9 protein-coding genes are annotated in these 15733 nt (G+C 74.0%); all 9 read right to left on the reverse strand.

Going from position 1 to position 15733, the window contains the following annotated elements:
* Nucleotides 1-30: 30 nt before the first annotated feature.
* The 9 genes from WME83_RS46430 to WME83_RS46470 all read right to left on the reverse strand — a co-directional run bounded on the left by WME83_RS46430 (nucleotide 31) and on the right by WME83_RS46470 (nucleotide 15533).
* The gene (locus WME83_RS46430; RefSeq protein WP_437316120.1) at nucleotides 31-1710 is read right to left on the reverse strand and encodes an IgGFc-binding protein; all 1680 of its coding nucleotides are present in this window, start codon (nucleotides 1708-1710) and stop codon (nucleotides 31-33) included.
* A 541-nt stretch (nucleotides 1711-2251) separates the two neighbouring features.
* Entirely contained in the window at nucleotides 2252-5281 is a 3030-nt protein-coding gene (gene uvrA, locus WME83_RS46435; protein WP_437316121.1) for an excinuclease ABC subunit UvrA, read from the reverse strand.
* Between the two features lie 116 nt (nucleotides 5282-5397).
* Nucleotides 5398-6216 (reverse strand): Stp1/IreP family PP2C-type Ser/Thr phosphatase, encoded by an 819-nt coding sequence (locus WME83_RS46440; RefSeq protein ID WP_437316122.1) that lies wholly within the window; start codon nucleotides 6214-6216, stop codon nucleotides 5398-5400.
* Between the two features lie 384 nt (nucleotides 6217-6600).
* Nucleotides 6601-7044, reverse strand: a complete 444-nt coding sequence (locus tag WME83_RS46445) for a hypothetical protein (RefSeq protein WP_437316123.1) — start codon at nucleotides 7042-7044, stop codon at nucleotides 6601-6603.
* A gap of 13 nt (nucleotides 7045-7057) precedes the next feature.
* Nucleotides 7058-7972 (reverse strand): DUF2894 domain-containing protein, encoded by a 915-nt coding sequence (locus WME83_RS46450; RefSeq protein ID WP_437316124.1) that lies wholly within the window; start codon nucleotides 7970-7972, stop codon nucleotides 7058-7060.
* A gap of 311 nt (nucleotides 7973-8283) precedes the next feature.
* A complete protein-coding gene (locus tag WME83_RS46455) occupies nucleotides 8284-8907 on the reverse strand; it encodes an OmpA family protein (RefSeq protein WP_437322119.1) in 624 nt (207 codons plus the stop codon).
* 127 nt (nucleotides 8908-9034) lie between these two features.
* A complete protein-coding gene (locus WME83_RS46460; RefSeq protein WP_437316125.1) occupies nucleotides 9035-12391 on the reverse strand; it encodes a hypothetical protein in 3357 nt (1118 codons plus the stop codon).
* A gap of 18 nt (nucleotides 12392-12409) precedes the next feature.
* A complete protein-coding gene (locus tag WME83_RS46465; protein WP_437316126.1) occupies nucleotides 12410-13219 on the reverse strand; it encodes a hypothetical protein in 810 nt (269 codons plus the stop codon).
* A 184-nt stretch (nucleotides 13220-13403) separates the two neighbouring features.
* Nucleotides 13404-15533: a prolyl oligopeptidase family serine peptidase gene (locus tag WME83_RS46470; RefSeq protein WP_437316127.1), complete on the reverse strand. Its 2130-nt coding sequence runs from the start codon at nucleotides 15531-15533 to the stop codon at nucleotides 13404-13406.
* Between the last annotated feature and the right edge of the window lie 200 nt (nucleotides 15534-15733).

The following is a 15733-nucleotide window of genomic DNA, read 5'->3' on the forward strand; positions in this document are numbered from 1 at the left end:
CAACCAGCGAGGCGCGCCCCGCCGGCGGGGTCAGTTGGGCGGGGGCGGCGGGGGCGCGATGAGGACGAGGTTGAGCCCGCCCGGGTACTGGTAGCTCGTGTAGGAGCCGTAGCCGATCACCTGGATGCCGACGGGGGCCGAGGCGGTCAGCACGTGAGCGCCGTCGTTGCCCGGGCCGAGCGGGATGCGCGCGACGCCGAAGCCGGAGCCGTTGCCGATCGGGGTCGGCTCGACGTCGACGGGGTCATCGTCGAGCGTGATCGTGGCGTCGAGCGGCTGGATCACGTCGACGTAGCTCTCGTCGTAATCGCTGGGTGCGAGGAAGACGTACTTGGTGCGGTACTGCTCCACCGCGGTGGCGTGGCTCTGCGACGGGTCGCCCTTCTGCTCGGGAGGGGCGGAGTCGCGGTCGACGATCTCGGCGCCCAGCATGAACGTGCTGACCGCGAACTCGTGATCTCCCACGACCTCGAAATCCCGCCTCACCACGCTGAGGTCGACGACCTGGCCCGCGTCGATCGAGGTCGGCGCGCCGTCCGGCCGGCCGGACGGGTAGGTCAGCGCCGTGCCGTCGACGTTGCCGTAAAGGCGCACGACGTGACCGAAGAGCTCGCCGCCGGGCGAGGTCGGGACGGTGACGAAGTAACGCTTGCCCAGGGTCTCGGCCGGGAACACCGACTCCTCGATGTGGTCGCAGGCCTTGTAGCCGATCGGCGACTGCACGCACGGCATGCCGGTCAGGACCTGGACGGGTTTCGTGGCGGTGACGAGGCTGCCGCTGAGATCGCTGCTCGGGCTCCCGAGGATCTCGACGACATCGCCCGCGTCGAGGTCGACGGTGAAGCTGCCTCCGCCGGGCGTCGCAGGGATGTCGTCGCCGGCGATCACCGAGGCGCCCTGGGCGAGGCTCACCGTGACGCTGGTGCCGTCCTGGATGCCGGTGATGACCGCGTAGGCGCCCATCTCCGCGTTCCTCCAGCCCTGCTGGCCGGTGATGCGGTAGTTGCCGGTCATCGCGGTGCTCGGCAGGAGCAGCGAGGCGTCGTTGGTGAAGGAGAAGCAGCCGTAGGGGACCCCGCTGGAAGGGCACATTCGGAGGCCAGGACAGGAGGACCAGTCCTTCCCGTCCGGGCCCCCGGCGCCCTTGTACTCGAGCGCGTTGAATTGATAGACCGTGACCGGCCGGGTCGAGACGAGGTGGTAGGCGCCGCCGTCCACGCGAACGGAGCTGCTGAGCGATTCGCCCGAGGCGCACACGCCGGCGTCGGGCCCCTTCAGCTCGGGGACCCAGGGGAGGTAGACCTTGGTCAGGCTGTTGGGCTGGACCTCGGCGCGCGCCACCGAGGCGCCGTCGCGCGTCACCTCGACCTCGGCCACCTCGTCGCCCGCGTTGGCGACGACGACCGCGAAGTCGAAGATCGACCAGACGATGTTCGCGGTGACCGTGGGCCAGAAGTCGCACCCGATATAGGATTTGTTCGCGGCGGCCTCCGCGCACGTCTTCGGGTCGCCCATGAGCTCGGGGCCCGGGTCGCTGCCGCCGGTGCCGGTGCCGATGTCGTCGCCGGCGCTGGTGGAGCCGGCGTTGCCGCTGGCGCTCGTGTTCGTGGAGGATCCGCCGTCGCCCGAGCCGCCGCCGGAGGTGTTTCCAGGCCGCGGGGGGCCCGCGGACGAGCCGCTGGCGGAGCATGCGGCCGCGGAGGCCGCCAACAGTCCTAGGCCGAGAAACAGAGTGTGCTTCGAGTACTGCATGGGCCCTCCCGTCAACGGACTTCGAGCACAGTGGCCTGTGCGACAGCCCGGCTGGAATGCGAATTCCCGTGGATTGATGAAGTAAATGGTCGAGCGCTTTCGCACCCCTGGACACGGTGGTGTCCATCGATCCCGGCTACGCGCTTTTGTGCCGCGATGCAAGCACGCCCGGCTCACATATCGCGATCATCAGCGCGGAATACCGAGGAAATCCTGGAGCAACGGCCGACAAGCAGCAAAGGTCACAGACGGGACAGATCGTACGATATCGCTTCGCCCGTCCTTGGTTGCGCCTGCCGTAGGCCCCCGGGAGGGAGCTCGTCGCGCGGGGCGCGGGCGGGCTGATGTTTGAGCCCAATTGACGTCCTGTGCCCGTCGTGCGCAGCACGACGGGCACAGGACGTCCCAGGCGAGTTCAGCCCGCCCGCGCCCCGCGCGACGAGCTCCCTCCCCGGGGGCCGGGCGCCTCGGAAGCCCCGTGACGCCCCTGGCCGACGCGCTACGACCGCGCCGTGAGCAGCGGGCGCAGGAACTGCCCCGTGTACGACGCAGGCACCTTCGCGACGTCCTCCGGCGTCCCCTCGGCGATGACCCGGCCGCCGCCGGCGCCGCCCTCGGGCCCGAGATCGACCACCCAGTCGGCGCACTTGATGACGTCGAGGCTGTGCTCGATGACCACCACCGTGTTCCCCGCCTCGACCAGCCGGTGGAGCACGCCGAGGAGCTTGCGGATGTCCTCGAAATGCAGGCCCGTCGTGGGCTCGTCGAGCACGTAGAGCGTGCGCCCCGTCTGGCTCTTGCCGAGCTCGCGGCTCAGCTTCACGCGCTGCGCCTCGCCGCCGCTCATCGTCGGCGCGCTCTGGCCGATCTTCATGTACCCGAGGCCCACCTCGACCAGCGTGTCGAGCACGCGCCGGAGCGCCACGTGGTGCTCGAAGAGCCGCACGCAGTCCTCGATGCTGGTGTCCAGGATGTCGGCGATGCTCTTGCCCTTGTACCGCACCGCCAGCGTCTGCGCGCTGTAGCGCTTGCCGGCGCACACCTCGCACGGGACGTAGACGTCGGCGAGGAAGTGCATCTCCACCTTCACCACGCCGTCGCCGCTGCACGCCTCGCAGCGCCCGCCCTTCACGTTGAAGCTGAACCGCCCGGGGCCGTAGCCGCGCGCGCGCGACTCCGGCAGCTCGGCGAAGATCTCGCGGATCTGGTCGAACGCCTTCGTGTACGTCCCGGGGTTCGAGCGCGGCGTGCGGCCGATCGGCTTCTGGTCGATCGCGATCACCTTGTCGAGCGCCTTGAGCCCCTTGATCGCGCGGTGCGCCCCGACCGGCTCGGTGCTGTTGTGGAGCGCCCGGCCGAGCGCCGGCAGGAGGATGCCGTTCACCAGCGAGCTCTTGCCCGCGCCGCTCACCCCGGTCACCGCGAGCAGCACCCCGAGCGGGAACCGGACATCGACGTTCCTCAGGTTGTGCTCGGACGCGCCCTGGACCTCGAGCCACCCGCGCGGCGCGCGCCGCGCCTCGGGCACCTCGATGCGCGCGCGCCCCGCGAGGTACGCGCCCGTCAGGCTCTCCGGGTTGCGCGCGATCTCCTCGGGCGTGCCCGCGGCCATCACCCGCCCGCCGAGGTGCCCCGCACCCGGGCCGAAATCCACGACGTAATCGGCGGCCCGGATCGTCTCCTCGTCGTGCTCCACGACCAGCACCGTGTTGCCCAGATCCCGGAGGCGCCGCAGCGTCTCGATGAGGCGCTGGTTGTCCCGCTGGTGCAGGCCGATGCTCGGCTCGTCGAGCACGTACATCACCCCCGACAGCTCGCTCCCGAGCTGGCTCGCCAGCCGGATGCGCTGCGCCTCGCCGCCGCTCAGCGTCGGCCCCGAGCGATCGAGCGTCAGGTAGTCGAGGCCCACGTTCAGGAGGAAGCTCAGCCGGCTCGTGATCTCCCGCCGCACCCCCTCGGTGATCTTCTGCCGGTTGCCCGGGAGCTCCAGCCGGGCGAAATGATCGAAGGCGTCCTTCACCGTCATGCCGGTGACGTCGGCGATGCTCTTGTCCGCGACGCGCACCGCGAGCGACTCCGGGCGCATCCGCTTGGAGCCGCAGGCGTCGCACGGCCGCTCGCTCATGAACTTGCGGTAGGCCTCCCGCGCCGACTCGGACGACGACTGCTGGAACCTGCGCATCAGGCTCGGGATCACGCCCTCGAACTTCATGCCCCAGGTGCCGTGGGTCTCGGTCCCCTCCTTCCCCCACGTCACCGCGATGCGCTTGCCCGAGAGGCCGTAGAGCACCGTCTCCTGCTTCTTCGCGCCGAGCTTGCGCCAGGGCACGTCGAGGTCGACGGAGCACGCCTTGGCCACGGCGTCGATGATGCGGAACGTCCAGCCCTCGCCGCGCGCCATGGCCGACGCCCAGGGGGCGATCGCGCCCTCCCGGATCGACAGCGAGGCGTCCGGGATCACGAGGGCCGGGTCGATCTCCAGGCGGGTGCCGAGGCCGTTGCAGGCGCCGCACATGCCGAGCGGGCTGTTGAACGAGAAGCTCTGCGGGGAGAGCTCGGGGAAGCTCTGGCCGCAGCAGGAGCGCGCGGCGCTGAACAGCAGCGGGGCGTCCGGGCGCCGCCGCCGCGCGGCGGCCCCGTCGTCGGCCTGGACCTCGACCCGGAGCTCGCCGCGCCCCTCCTGGAGCGCGAGCTCGACCCCCTCGGTGATGCGCTGGCGCTCCTCCGCCCGCACGGCCAGCCGGTCGACCACGAGCGCGATGGTGTGCTTGAGCTTCTTGTCGAGCCGCGGCACCTCGTCGAGCCGGTGCTGGGCCCCGTCGATCTCGACGCGCACGAAGCCGCGGCCGCGGAGCTCCTCGAAGAGGTCCTTGAACTCCCCCTTCCGGTGCGTCACGAGCGGCGCGAGCAGCACGAACTTCGTGCCCTCGGGCATCGCGAGGAGCTCGTCGACGATCTGCTCCGAGCTCTGCGCCTTCACCGGCTTGCCGCAGAGGTGACAATGCTGCTCGCCGGCGCGCGCGTAGAGGACGCGCAGGTAATCGTAGACCTCGGTGATCGTGCCGACCGTGGAGCGCGGGTTGCTCGACGCGCTCTTCTGCTCGATGGCAATCGTCGGCGACAGGCCGCGCAGGTGCTCGACCTGCGGGCGATCGAGCTGACCCAGGAACTGGCGGGCATACGAGCTCAGCGTCTCGACGTAACGCCGCTGCCCCTCGGCGTAGAGGGTGTCGAACGCCAGGCTCGATTTGCCCGAGCCGCTCACCCCCGTGAACACCACGAGCTTGCGCTTCGGCACCTCCAGCCGGTCGATGCGGAGGTTGTGCTCCCGCGAGCCGAGCACCTCGATGAAATCCGGCTCGCGCGCGGCCTCGAGGAGCTTGAGCGCCGGCCGCGGCTCGACCTGCGCGAGCGGCTCGGCGCGCGTCGCGGCCTTTGCGCCGCCGTTGCCGGACCTGGCCAGCGCCCCGCCCCGGGGGGTGGATGCGATGGTCTGCGGCTGTGTGGATCCGTTCGTTCGCGCGCCCATTGGATTGCCCACCGCCATTAACACGGTGACGCGCTGTCCGGCACTCGATGTTCTATGGAAAAACAGGCAAGGAACGCGCAATGCGCGCTGCGCCACATGTCAGGGAGGCGCGCAGCTCAGCGCCTGGCCGGGCCGCCTGGAGCGGCGCGCCAGCGCACGACAACGCAGGTGACGTTGTCGGGGCCGCCGTTCTCATTGGCGCGCTTGACGAGGCGCATGGTGATGTCGGCGAGGTCGGCGCGCTCCTCCAAAATACTTGCGATATCTTGCGCCGGCACCACGCCGGACAGGCCGTCCGAGCAGAGCAGCAGGACGTCGCCGCTCTCGACGGCGTCGATGCGCGTCTCCACCTCGACCGCCTCGTCGGTGCCGAGCGCGCGGGTGATCACGTGCTGGAGCGGGAACGAGCTGGCCTGCTCGGGGAGGAGGTGGCCGAGCCGGATGCACTCGTTGACCAGCGAGTGGTCGCGGGTGAGCTGCTCGAGGCGGTGATCGCGGAGGCGGTATACGCGGCTGTCGCCGACGTGCGCGACGGCGATGAAGCCGTCGCGCGCGAGCACGGCGGCGAAGGTGGTGCCCATGCCGCGCTTCTCCCGGTCGCGCCGCGCCGCGGAGAAGATGCGGCCGTTCGCGAGCTGGATGCCCGCGACGAGCAGCGGGAGCCCCTGATCGACGTAGCGGGCCTCGGAGCCCCGCGTCGTGGGCGGCCCCACGCTGACCGCGACAGGCCAGGTGGAGTCCGGGTCGTCGAAGAAATCGCGCACGGTGTCGATCGCCATCCGCGAGGCGACCTCCCCGGCGGCGCGCCCTCCCATGCCGTCGGCCACGAGGAACAGCCCCCGCGACTCGAGGATCGCGAAGCTGTCCTCGTTCGTGTCCCGGACCATGCCGGGATGGGTGATCCCGGCGGCTTCAAAAACGAGGTGACGCTGCACGGCGCTCCCCTCCGGCGTGCTCGCAGGCGCGCCTTGCCGAACTGCCGAACGACGGGCGCGCATCCTCCGTCATCCGCGCCCTTCCGGCGCCTGGGTCGAACCGCTCGCGCGACACAGAACGCATCGTCTGCTCATGTGGCTGTCCGCTTCAACTGCTTCGAGCGAGCCTACGCGGCAAGGATCGGTCGCGTCCACCAGATCGGGCCTCGGGCGGCGCCCGCCCGCGGCTGTCCGCGCGGGGCTCGGCGGCGCCTCGCGCGGCGCGCGCGTCGGCGTTCCGTTTCCAACGTCTGGCGCTGCCGCGGCGCGGCTGTCGCGGGGCGGGGCCGTGGCGGGCCGCCGGGCCGAGCGGCGCGCGCTACCTGCGGCCGCGCGGCGGGCGCGTCACGGGACCGCGAGCCGCTCGGCGCCGCCGCCGGAGCACGCGCTGAGCGCGAAGCCGAACCGGTCCTCGCTGCCCTCCTGCATGATGCGCTCGAGGTTGCGGCAGGTGTGGCGGAAGACGCCCTGGAGGGCGTAGCGATCCTTGCTGTCCACGACGACCACGACGCCGATGAGCGTGACCTCGAGGCGGTAGGTGACGGGGTCGCCTTCGATGGTGTACCGCGTGGTCGTGAACTCGGACGGCTCGCGGTTCTTGTACGCTTGCCAGATGCACTCGCGCGCCGCGCCGTTGTAGCCGTTGCCGTGCTTGACGACCTCGGTGCCGCACTGCTTGAGGGGCGGCGTCGCCGGCCCGCTCGGCGCCTTTTCGGGCGCGGAGGAGCAGGAGGCGGCGAGCAGGGAGAGCGCGAGGGCGGCGAGCAGTCGGCCTGGCGAGCGGGGCATGGCGACTCCTTACCTAACGCGATCCGCGAAAAAGGGATTCTTTTTTTCGGACGGACCGGCCGGACCCGCGGCGCGGGGCGGTGTCGCCGGCGGTCCGCGGGGCGGCCTTCTTTCGCGCGGGCTTGGCGGGCTTGGCGGGCTGCGGCTCGAGCGCGGCGGAGAGGGCGCCGAGGTCCTGGAGGCTGGCCACGAGCGCGCGCAGGTAGTGCGCGGAGAGGCGCTCGGCGGCGCAGAGCGCGCGGGCGGCGAGCACCTGGGCGTTGTAGGGGCCGGCGTCCTCGGGCACGTTGTCGGCGGCGCGGGCGACGGCGAGCGTCGCGCGGGCGCTCACCAGCGACTCGTGGAACAGCGCCGTGGAGAGGGCGTTGCTGAGCGCCTGGGCTTGCCGCTTCACCCGGCGCTCGACGACATCGCCGTCGCACGGGAGCTCGGCGAGATCGCGCGCGAGCGGCTCGGGCAGGCGCACGTCGCGCGCGGCGATCTCGCCGCGGAGGCGCGCGAGCGAGGGCACGGCGGTCGTCTGCCGCTCGGCGGCGAGCGCGCGCAGGCGGCGGCGCGCGGCCCTGGCGACGGCGGGGAGGTCGCCGAGCGAGAGCGCCGCGGCGAGCGCGCCGTCGTCGGGGATGCCGGCGTCGGCGAGGGCGCGGAGCTGGGCCTCGGCGTTGGCGCGGGCGCGGTGGAAGGCGGCCTCGAAGGCGGTGAGCCGCGCGGAGGCGCGGGCGTCGAGGCGGGCGCGGGCGCCGCCGTCGAGGGCGCGGGCGCGCTCGAGGAGCGCCTCGATGAAGCGGTAGCCGGCTGGATCGAAGCGGGGGGCGCCGGCGGCGCGGAGGGCGGCGAGGCGCGCGGCGGCGGGGGCGGGAGGCCCGGGTTGGGGGGCAGCGGGGGCCGACCCAGGTTGAGCCGCCGCGGCTGACCCGGGTTGAGGCACCGCCGCGGCCGACCCGGGTTGAGCCGCCGCGGCCGACCCGGGTTGAGCCGCCGCCGCGGCCGACCCAGGTTGAGCCGCCGCGGCCGACCGGGGTTGAGGCACCGCCGCGGCCGACCCAGGTTGAGCCGCCGCGGCCGACCCGGGTTGAGCCGCCGCGGCCGACCGGGGTTGCGGTGGACGTGGTTGCGGTTGGCGGCGCCCCGACCGAGGTTGAGGCTCACACCCGTCGACCGACCGAGGTTGCGGTTGAAGACGCCGCTGGCGGTCCTCGGACTCCACCGCCGCCGGAGAAAAATCCGACGTGGACGCCATCAGGGCGCGCTCCGCCGTGGAATGGGCGAGATCTCCACGCGGCGGTTCTTCGCCCGGTTCTCGCTGGTATCGTTGGGCGCCACCGGGTGCCGCTCGCCGAAGCCGGCCGCGAACAGCGCCGTCTCGGGAACGCCCGCCGCGGCGAGCGCGCGCGTCACCGTGAGCGCGCGCTGCGCCGAGAGCTCCCAGTTGTCGGCATAGCCGCGGGACGAGCTCGTGAGAGGCCGGTCGTCCGTGAAGCCGCTCACCATGATCAGCTCGTCATGGTGCTCGAGATACGCCTTCAGCGGATCGGCCAGAGCGCGGAGCAGCGCGATCCCCTCCGACTGAAGCTCGGCCGAGTTGAGCTCGAACAGGATGCTCCCGCGGATCCCGATGCGCCCCTCCGTCAGCGTGATCCTCCCCTCGGCGAGCGGTCCGGCCAGCGCGCGCTCGAGCGCTTCCAGGCGCGCGCGCTCCGCTGCCCGGGTGGCGCGCTCGGCGGCGAGATCGCGGGTCAGATCGACCTGAAATGAGATCGCCCACACGAAAAAGAGCACGAACAGGCCGAAGAGGCAGGCCATGAGGTCGCCGAAGACCGGCCACACCGCGGCCTGCTCGGGCGCCTCGTCCTCGGTCGGCATCAGGGACACGGCCGAGCGCTCCTCGCGGCCGGCGCCGCGGATACCGGCGCGCCCTCGCGGCGCTCCATGAAGCAGACGACCTCGGCGCGCGAGCCGCCGGGCGCCGACGGAGCCGAGGAGCGGCGCATCAGCTCGTCCTGCTCCTCAGCGCCCGCAGCTCCGAGAAGAGCTCGCGCTGAAACTGCAGCGAGTGATCGAAGACCTCGCGGGTCTGGTCGAGGTAGGCGCCGAGGAGGTCCGTCGCCTCCCCGTGCTCACGGCGCTCGATCGCATCCTCGATCGCGCCGAGGCTGTTCAGCCATCGATCGCTGGCGTCGCGGTAACGGTCGACCGCGACGGTGAACATCTCGGCCACCGCCGTCATCTCGGCGCCGCCGGCGCGCACGAGCTCCGATGCCTCGCGCACCACCGCCGCGGTCGCCTCGAGGCTCTCGCCGAGCCCGCGGGCGTGGGCGCTGAGCCGCTCGGCCAGCCCGTCGGCCGCCTCCCGCCGCGCCCCCTCGAGCCGCTCCTCGAACGACAGCAGCCGCGCCGCCTGCTCTTCCAGCAGCCCCCGCGCCGCCTCGCCCAGCGCCGCAACCCGCGCCTCCGCCCGCTCTTCCCGCTCCGCCGCGCTCCGCTCCGCCGCCTCCGCCAGCGCCGCGACCCGCCCCGCCTGCTCCCGCGCGCTGCCCGCCATCGCCGCCGTCGCCTCCGACAGCTTCTCCAGCAGCGCGTCCAGCCGCACGTCCCGCGCCGCGTCCGCCTCCGCCCGCGCCGACAGCCGCTCCGACGCCTCCGCGATCAGCCGCGCCGCCGCCTCCGGCGCCGCCTGCGCCGCACGCGCCGCCTCCGTCAGCGGGCCCGACAGCGCCTCGCCCAGCGCCGTCAGGTGCGCCGCTCGCGCCGCGTCCTGCTCCGCCTGCCGCGCCGCCGCCTCCGCCGCGCGCGCCGCCTGCTCCCGCTCCAGCCGCTCGATCGCCTCCCCCACCACCCCGGCCAGCCGCTCCGCTTGACCTTCCAGCCGCGCCGCCGACTCCGTCTCGAGCTCGCGCCGGCGCACCGCGGCCTCCCGGTCGAGCCGCTCCAGGCGCTTCGCCGCGCCCTCCTCCATCCGCTCCAGCCGCGACGCGACCCCCTCCTCCGTCCGCTCCAGCCGCGACGCGACCCCCTCCTCCAGCCGCTCCAGCCGCTCGCCGAGCCCGCGGGCGTGGGCGCTGAGCCGCTCGGCCAGCCCCTCGGCCGCCTCCCGCCGCGCCCCCTCGAGCCGCTCCTCGAACGACAGCAGCCGCGCCGCCTGCTCTTCCAGCAGCCCCCGCGCCGCCTCGCCCAGCGCCGCAACCCGCGCCTCCGCCCGCTCCTCCCGCTCCGCCGCGCTCCGCTCCGCCGCCTCCGCCAGCGCCGCGACCCGCCCCGCCTGCTCCCGCGCGCTGCCCGCCATCGCCGCCGTCGCCTCCGACAGCTTCTCCAGCAGCGCGTCCAGCCGCACGTCCCGCGCCGCGTCCGCCTCCGCCCGCGCCGACAGCCGCTCCGACGCCTCCGCGATCAGCCGCGCCGCCGCCTCCGGCGCCGCCTGCGCCGCCCGCGCCGCCTCCGTCAGCGGGCCCGACAGCGCCTCCCCAAGCGCCGTCAGGTGCGCCGCCCGCGCCGCGTCCTGCTCCGCCTGCCGCGCCGCCGCCTCCGCCGCGCGCGCCGCCTGCTCCCGCTCCAGCCGCTCGATCGCCTCCCCCACCACCCCGGCCAGCCGCTCCGCCTGACCTTCCAGCCGCGCCGCCGACTCCGTCTCGAGCTCGCGCCGGCGCACCGCGGCCTCCCGGTCGAGCCGCTCCAGGCGCTTCGCCGCGCCCTCCTCCATCCGCTCCAGCCGCGACGCGACCCCCTCCTCCGTCCGCTCCAGCCGCGACGCGACCCCCTCCTCCAGCCGCTCCAGCCGCTCGCCGAGCCCGCGGGCGTGGGCGCTGAGCCGCTCGGCCAGCCCGTCGGCCGCCTCCCGCCGCGCCCCCTCGAGCCGCTCCTCGAACGACAATAGCCGCGCCGCCTGCTCTTCCAGCAGCCCCCGCGCCGCCTCGCCCAGCGCCGCAACCCGCGCCTCCGCCCGCTCCTCCCGCTCCGCCGCGCTCCGCTCCGCCGCCTCCACCAGCGCCGCGACCCGCCCCGCCTGCTCCCGCGCGCTGCCCGCCATCGCCGCCGTCGCCTCCGACAGCTTCTCCAGCAGCGCGTCCAGCCGCACGTCCCGCGCCGCGTCCGCCTCCGCCCGCGCCGACAGCCGCTCCGACGCCTCCGCGATCAGCCGCGCCGCCGCCTCCGGCGCCGCCTGCGCCGCCCGCGCCGCCTCCGTCAGCGGGCCCGACAGCGCCTCGCCCAGCGCCGTCAGGTGCGCCGCCCGCGCCGCATCCTGCTCCGCCTGCCGCGCCGCCGCCTCCGCCGCGCGCGCCGCCTGCTCCCGCTCCAGCCGCTCGATCGCCTCCCCCACCACCCCGGCCAGCCGCTCCGCCTGACCTTCCAGCCGCGCCGCCGACGCGGCGTCCGCCTCCCGCCGCGCGCGCGACTCCTCGTCGAGGCGCCGCTCGACCCCCTGCAGCGCGCCGCCCGCGGCCGCGCCGGCGCGCTCCACCGCCTCGGCCAGGAGCGGCTTCACCACGCCGGCCGCCACGTCGGCGGTCTGCCGCAGGCCCGCCGCGATGTCGCCGCGGATCTCGGCGGCGGCCGCCGCGAACGAGGCGGCCGCCTGGCGCGCGCCCTCGACCTGCACGGTCACGAGCCGCTCCTCGAGGCGCTCGAGCCGGGAGGTGGCCTCGCGCAGCGACGCCGCCGCGGCGGGGAGCGCCTCACTTTGCCGCGCGAGCGCCTCCAGCGCCGCGAGCTGCCGCCCCGCCACCGTCAGCGCCGCGAGCGGGCCCGCCGCGTAGGCGTGGAGCGCGGCCGCGGCCCCCGCCTCGGCGCGGCGCACGAGCACCGCGGCGAGCCCCAGCATCGCCGACGCCGACACGCCCGCCGCCGAGGTGCCGAACGCGCGCGACAGGCCCTGCATCGGCGCGGCCAGGCTCTCCCGGAGCGCGTCGACGTCGGCGCTCAGCGTCAGCGCCTCGCGCGCCCCCCGCAGCGTCTCGAACAGGCCGAGGAACGTGCCGAGCAGCCCGATCATCACGAGCAGCCCGACGAGGTACGACGCGAACGTCGCGCCGGCCGGAGGCAGCGCCGCGCCGGCGATCCGCGCCTCGAGCAGCGCCCGGAGCGGCGCGCTGCTCTGATCGATCGAGGCGCGCGTCGCCGGCCGCGGCAGCGCGGCGAGCTCGCGCTCGATCCGGGCGGCCCGCCCCGCGCGCGCGAACAGCTCGAGCGTGCCGAACGCCAGCCCGAGCGCGATCAGCTGCACGAGGCGGTACGCGAGCGGGTCGGTCCCGCGGTAGACGACCGCCGCCCGCGCCACCAAAGCGAGGCCGATGCCCCCGGTGAGGAGCACCAGGAGCCGCGTCGTCCACTGCCGCGCCGTCGCGAGCCGCATCGTGAAGCCCCTCGCGGGCTACGCCGGCGCGCCCGCCGCCGCAGCCCCGTCGACCAGCGAAAGGAGCCGGCCCGCCTCGTGCGCGAGCACCGCCTGGACCACGAGCTCCATCCGCTGGAGCTCCCGCCGGAGCCACTCGTCCTGCGCGAACCAGGCCGCGACGTGCTCGACGTCGACGGCCTCCGGCAGCGTGCCGACGGCCGCGCGCAGGCCCCGCGCGAAGGCGCGCGCCAGCCCGGGGACGAGCTCCGCGAGGGCGCGCTCGCGCCGCTTCTGGGTGGCGGCGGCGATCGCGGCGTCGAGCCGCTCGAGCCGCGCCGCGTCCGGGCCGAGCGCCCGCAGCGACGGCGCGAGCTCCTCGCGCAGCGTGCGCGTCTCGAGCCGGATGCGGCCGAGGAGGCGGCTCGCGAGCTCGCCGAACGGCTCCCAGAGCTGGCCGGCCGCGGACGCGAGCGGGCGCCCGCCGCGCTCGCGGGCGGCGCGCGCGGCCAGCACCCCGGTCTGCTCCAGCGTCGCGAGCACCGCCGCCGCGTCGGGGAGCTTGTTCCGCCGGTGGAACGGGGTGGCGAACACGTGATCGAGCGCCGCCGCGAGCTCGCCGAGGCGATCCGCGGCGAGCGCGCGGACCTCGGCCCGCGCGCCGGCGGCCGCCGCGGGCGGCGGGGCGGCGGGCCGGTCGAGGAGCGAGAGCTCGCGCGCGAGCGCGACGCTCCCGTGCAGATCCATGAGCCCGGCGAGGACCGCCGCCGGATCGGAGAGCTCCGCGCGCGGCGCGCGCGTCCCGTCGGCCAGCGCCGAGGCGGCGGCCGCGAGGGGACGCGAGATCAAAGGCCCGGGCCGCGAGGACCCGGCTCCGGGGTGAAGCATTCGCACGGCCGCGCGTTGTTAGCCGTCGCGGCGCGGAGCCGCAAGCCTGTCCGTCGCGCCCCGCGCGCCTGCGCCCCGCGCCTCACGCCCCGCGCCCGCCGTCCCTCGCGCCCGCCGTGCCTGTCTCCCTCGCGCCTTGCGCCGCTCACCTGTTGGTTGGCGCTTGCCCGTTCGTGGCCCACAGCGCGAAGGAGAGCTGGTCGGCGCCCTTCGCGACGGCTGCCTTGATGAGGTCCGCGCCGCCGTGCCCGGCGTTCCGCTCGATGCGGAGCAGGACCGGGCCGCCCGCGCTCGCCGCCTGGAGGGCCGCGGCGAACTTGCGCGCGTGCATCGGATCGACCCGATCGTCGCTGTCGGCCGACAGCAGGAGGACGGGCGGATATTTCGTCCCCGGCTTGACGTGGTGGTACGGCGAGTAGGCGTAGATCGCCTTGAACTGCGCTGGATCGTCGGCGGACCCATACTCGCTGATCCACGTCTTGCCGGAGCCGAACAGGTGGTATCGCACCATGTCGAGCAGGGGGACGCCGCAGAGGACGGCCCCGAACAGCTCCGGCCGCTGGGTGAGCGCGGCGCCGACGAGCAGGCCGCCGTTCGAGCCGCCCTGGATGGCGAGCCGCTCGGGGCGCGTGTATCCCTCGCGGACCAGGTGCTCTGCCGCGGCGATGAAGTCGTCGAAGACGTTCTGCTTCTTGAGCAGCATCCCGTCCCGGTGCCACGCCTCGCCGTACTCGCCGCCGCCGCGCAGGTTGGCCACCGCGTACACCCCGCCCCGCTCGAGCCACGGGTAGATCGACGCGGTGAACGCCGGGGTCTGCGACATCTGGAACCCGCCATAGCCGTAGAGCAGCGCGCGGGAGCTCCCGTCCTTCTTCATGTCCTTGCGGCGGACGATGAACATCGAGATCTTGGTGCCGTCCTTGGACGGGAAGAAGGTCTGCTCGACGGTGAACGGCGACGGGTCAACCGGCACCTCGATGCGCGTGTAGAGCTCGGTCCGGCCCGTCTTGATCGAGGTCGCGTGGATCTCCTGGGGTGAGGTGAAGGACTCGAACGAGAAATACGCCTCGTCCTCGTCGGGCAGCCCGGACGGGCCGCCCACGGTGCCGATGCCGGGCAGCGGGACCTCGCGGACCAGCTTGCCGTCGAGCGTGCGCACCTCGACCCGGCTCGAGGCGTCCTTGAGGTAGCTCAGCGCGAGGTGCCCACCCAGGATGGAGACGCTGTCCAGGATGGCGTCGGGGCGCTCCGGGACGATCTCCTTCCACGCGGCGCGCTCGGGCCTGTCCGGGTCGACCTCGAAGAGGCGGTAATGGGGCGCGCCCTCGTCGGTGTGGACGTAGAACCGATCCTTGTAGACCTCGACGCTGAAGTGCGCGTCGCGCCCCACGGCGAGCGGCTTGTCCACGGCCTGACCGCCCGGCCTGCGGAGATCGCGAAAGTAGACGTCGGTCGAGGTCCACCCGTGGGCGACGGTGAGCACCAGGAAGCGGCCGTCCTTCGACAGGAGCGCGCCGAGGAAGGTCTTCGGATCGCCCGTCCTGCCGCGCACCACGCGATCCTGCTTCGGATCCTGGCCGAGCCGGTGGAAGCGCACCTCCGCGTAACCGGGCCGATCGGCGACCGGGATCGACGGGTCGGTCGGGAGCCAGACGTAGTAGAAGCCGTCGCCGGAGGGCGTCCACGACGCGTACGCGTATTTGCCCCCTTCGATGACATCGACCTCGGAGCGCTTGCCGGACGCGACATCCATCACATGGATGGTCGCTTCATCCGAGTTGTTCTTCTGGACCTTGTAGGCGACGTTCTTGCCGTCCCACGACACTTCCCACCCGCCCAGCGAGACGCTGCCGTCGTCAGACCAGCTGTTCGGGTCGAGCAGCGGGCGCTCCTCGCCGCTCTTTCCTTCCTTCCAGTAGACAATCGACTTCTCTTTCGTCGCGTGCCTCCGGCTCAGGAAATACCGCCCCCTGCGGTGGCGCGGCGCGGACACCGCATCGATGTAGAAGAGCTGCTTGAGCCTCGACGCGATCGCGTCCCGCTCGGGGAGCCGCGCGAGCTCGGCGCGGGTGAACGCGTCCTGAGCCTGCATCCAGTCCTTCACGTCCGGCGCGCCGCCGTCCTCGAGCCAGCGGTACGGGTCGGTGATCTCGACCCCCTGGACGGCGTCTTTCACCGGAACGGCGCGGGTGAGCGGGTACGCGGGGCGGTGAGGATCGGCGGGCTTCGGCGCGGCGCTGGCCGCAGCGGGGGACGGAGAGGAGCTTGCGGTCATGGTGGGACCCGTTCGATGTGCCTTGGCACCTCCGCAGGCGCCAGCGAGGAGCGCCGTGAGGAGCAGGCAGGGAGAGGCCTTCATGGGACGGCGAGCATACCGTGCCCCAGGCGACCGGGGCAGGCGAGTTCGCCGCGCGCGCCACCGAGGATCGAGCGCTGCTCGCGCGACGGGCCCTGGCGAGCGCCGCCTCCTGCCGG

It is taken from the genome of Sorangium sp. So ce385 (genome assembly GCF_051474135.1).
GTDB lineage: Bacteria > Myxococcota_A > Polyangia > Polyangiales > Polyangiaceae > Sorangium > Sorangium cellulosum_D.

Coding starts and splice junctions, on each gene's coding strand:
- WME83_RS46445 (WP_437316123.1), bottom strand. CDS start 7,044: ATGCCCCGCTCGCCAGGCCGACTGCTCGCCGCCCTCGCGCTCTCCCTG.
- WME83_RS46455 (WP_437322119.1), bottom strand. CDS start 8,907: ATGCCGACCGAGGACGAGGCGCCCGAGCAGGCCGCGGTGTGGCCGGTC.
- WME83_RS46470 (WP_437316127.1), bottom strand. CDS start 15,533: ATGACCGCAAGCTCCTCTCCGTCCCCCGCTGCGGCCAGCGCCGCGCCG.
- uvrA (WP_437316121.1), bottom strand. CDS start 5,281: ATGGGCGCGCGAACGAACGGATCCACACAGCCGCAGACCATCGCATCC.
- WME83_RS46460 (WP_437316125.1), bottom strand. CDS start 12,391: ATGCGGCTCGCGACGGCGCGGCAGTGGACGACGCGGCTCCTGGTGCTC.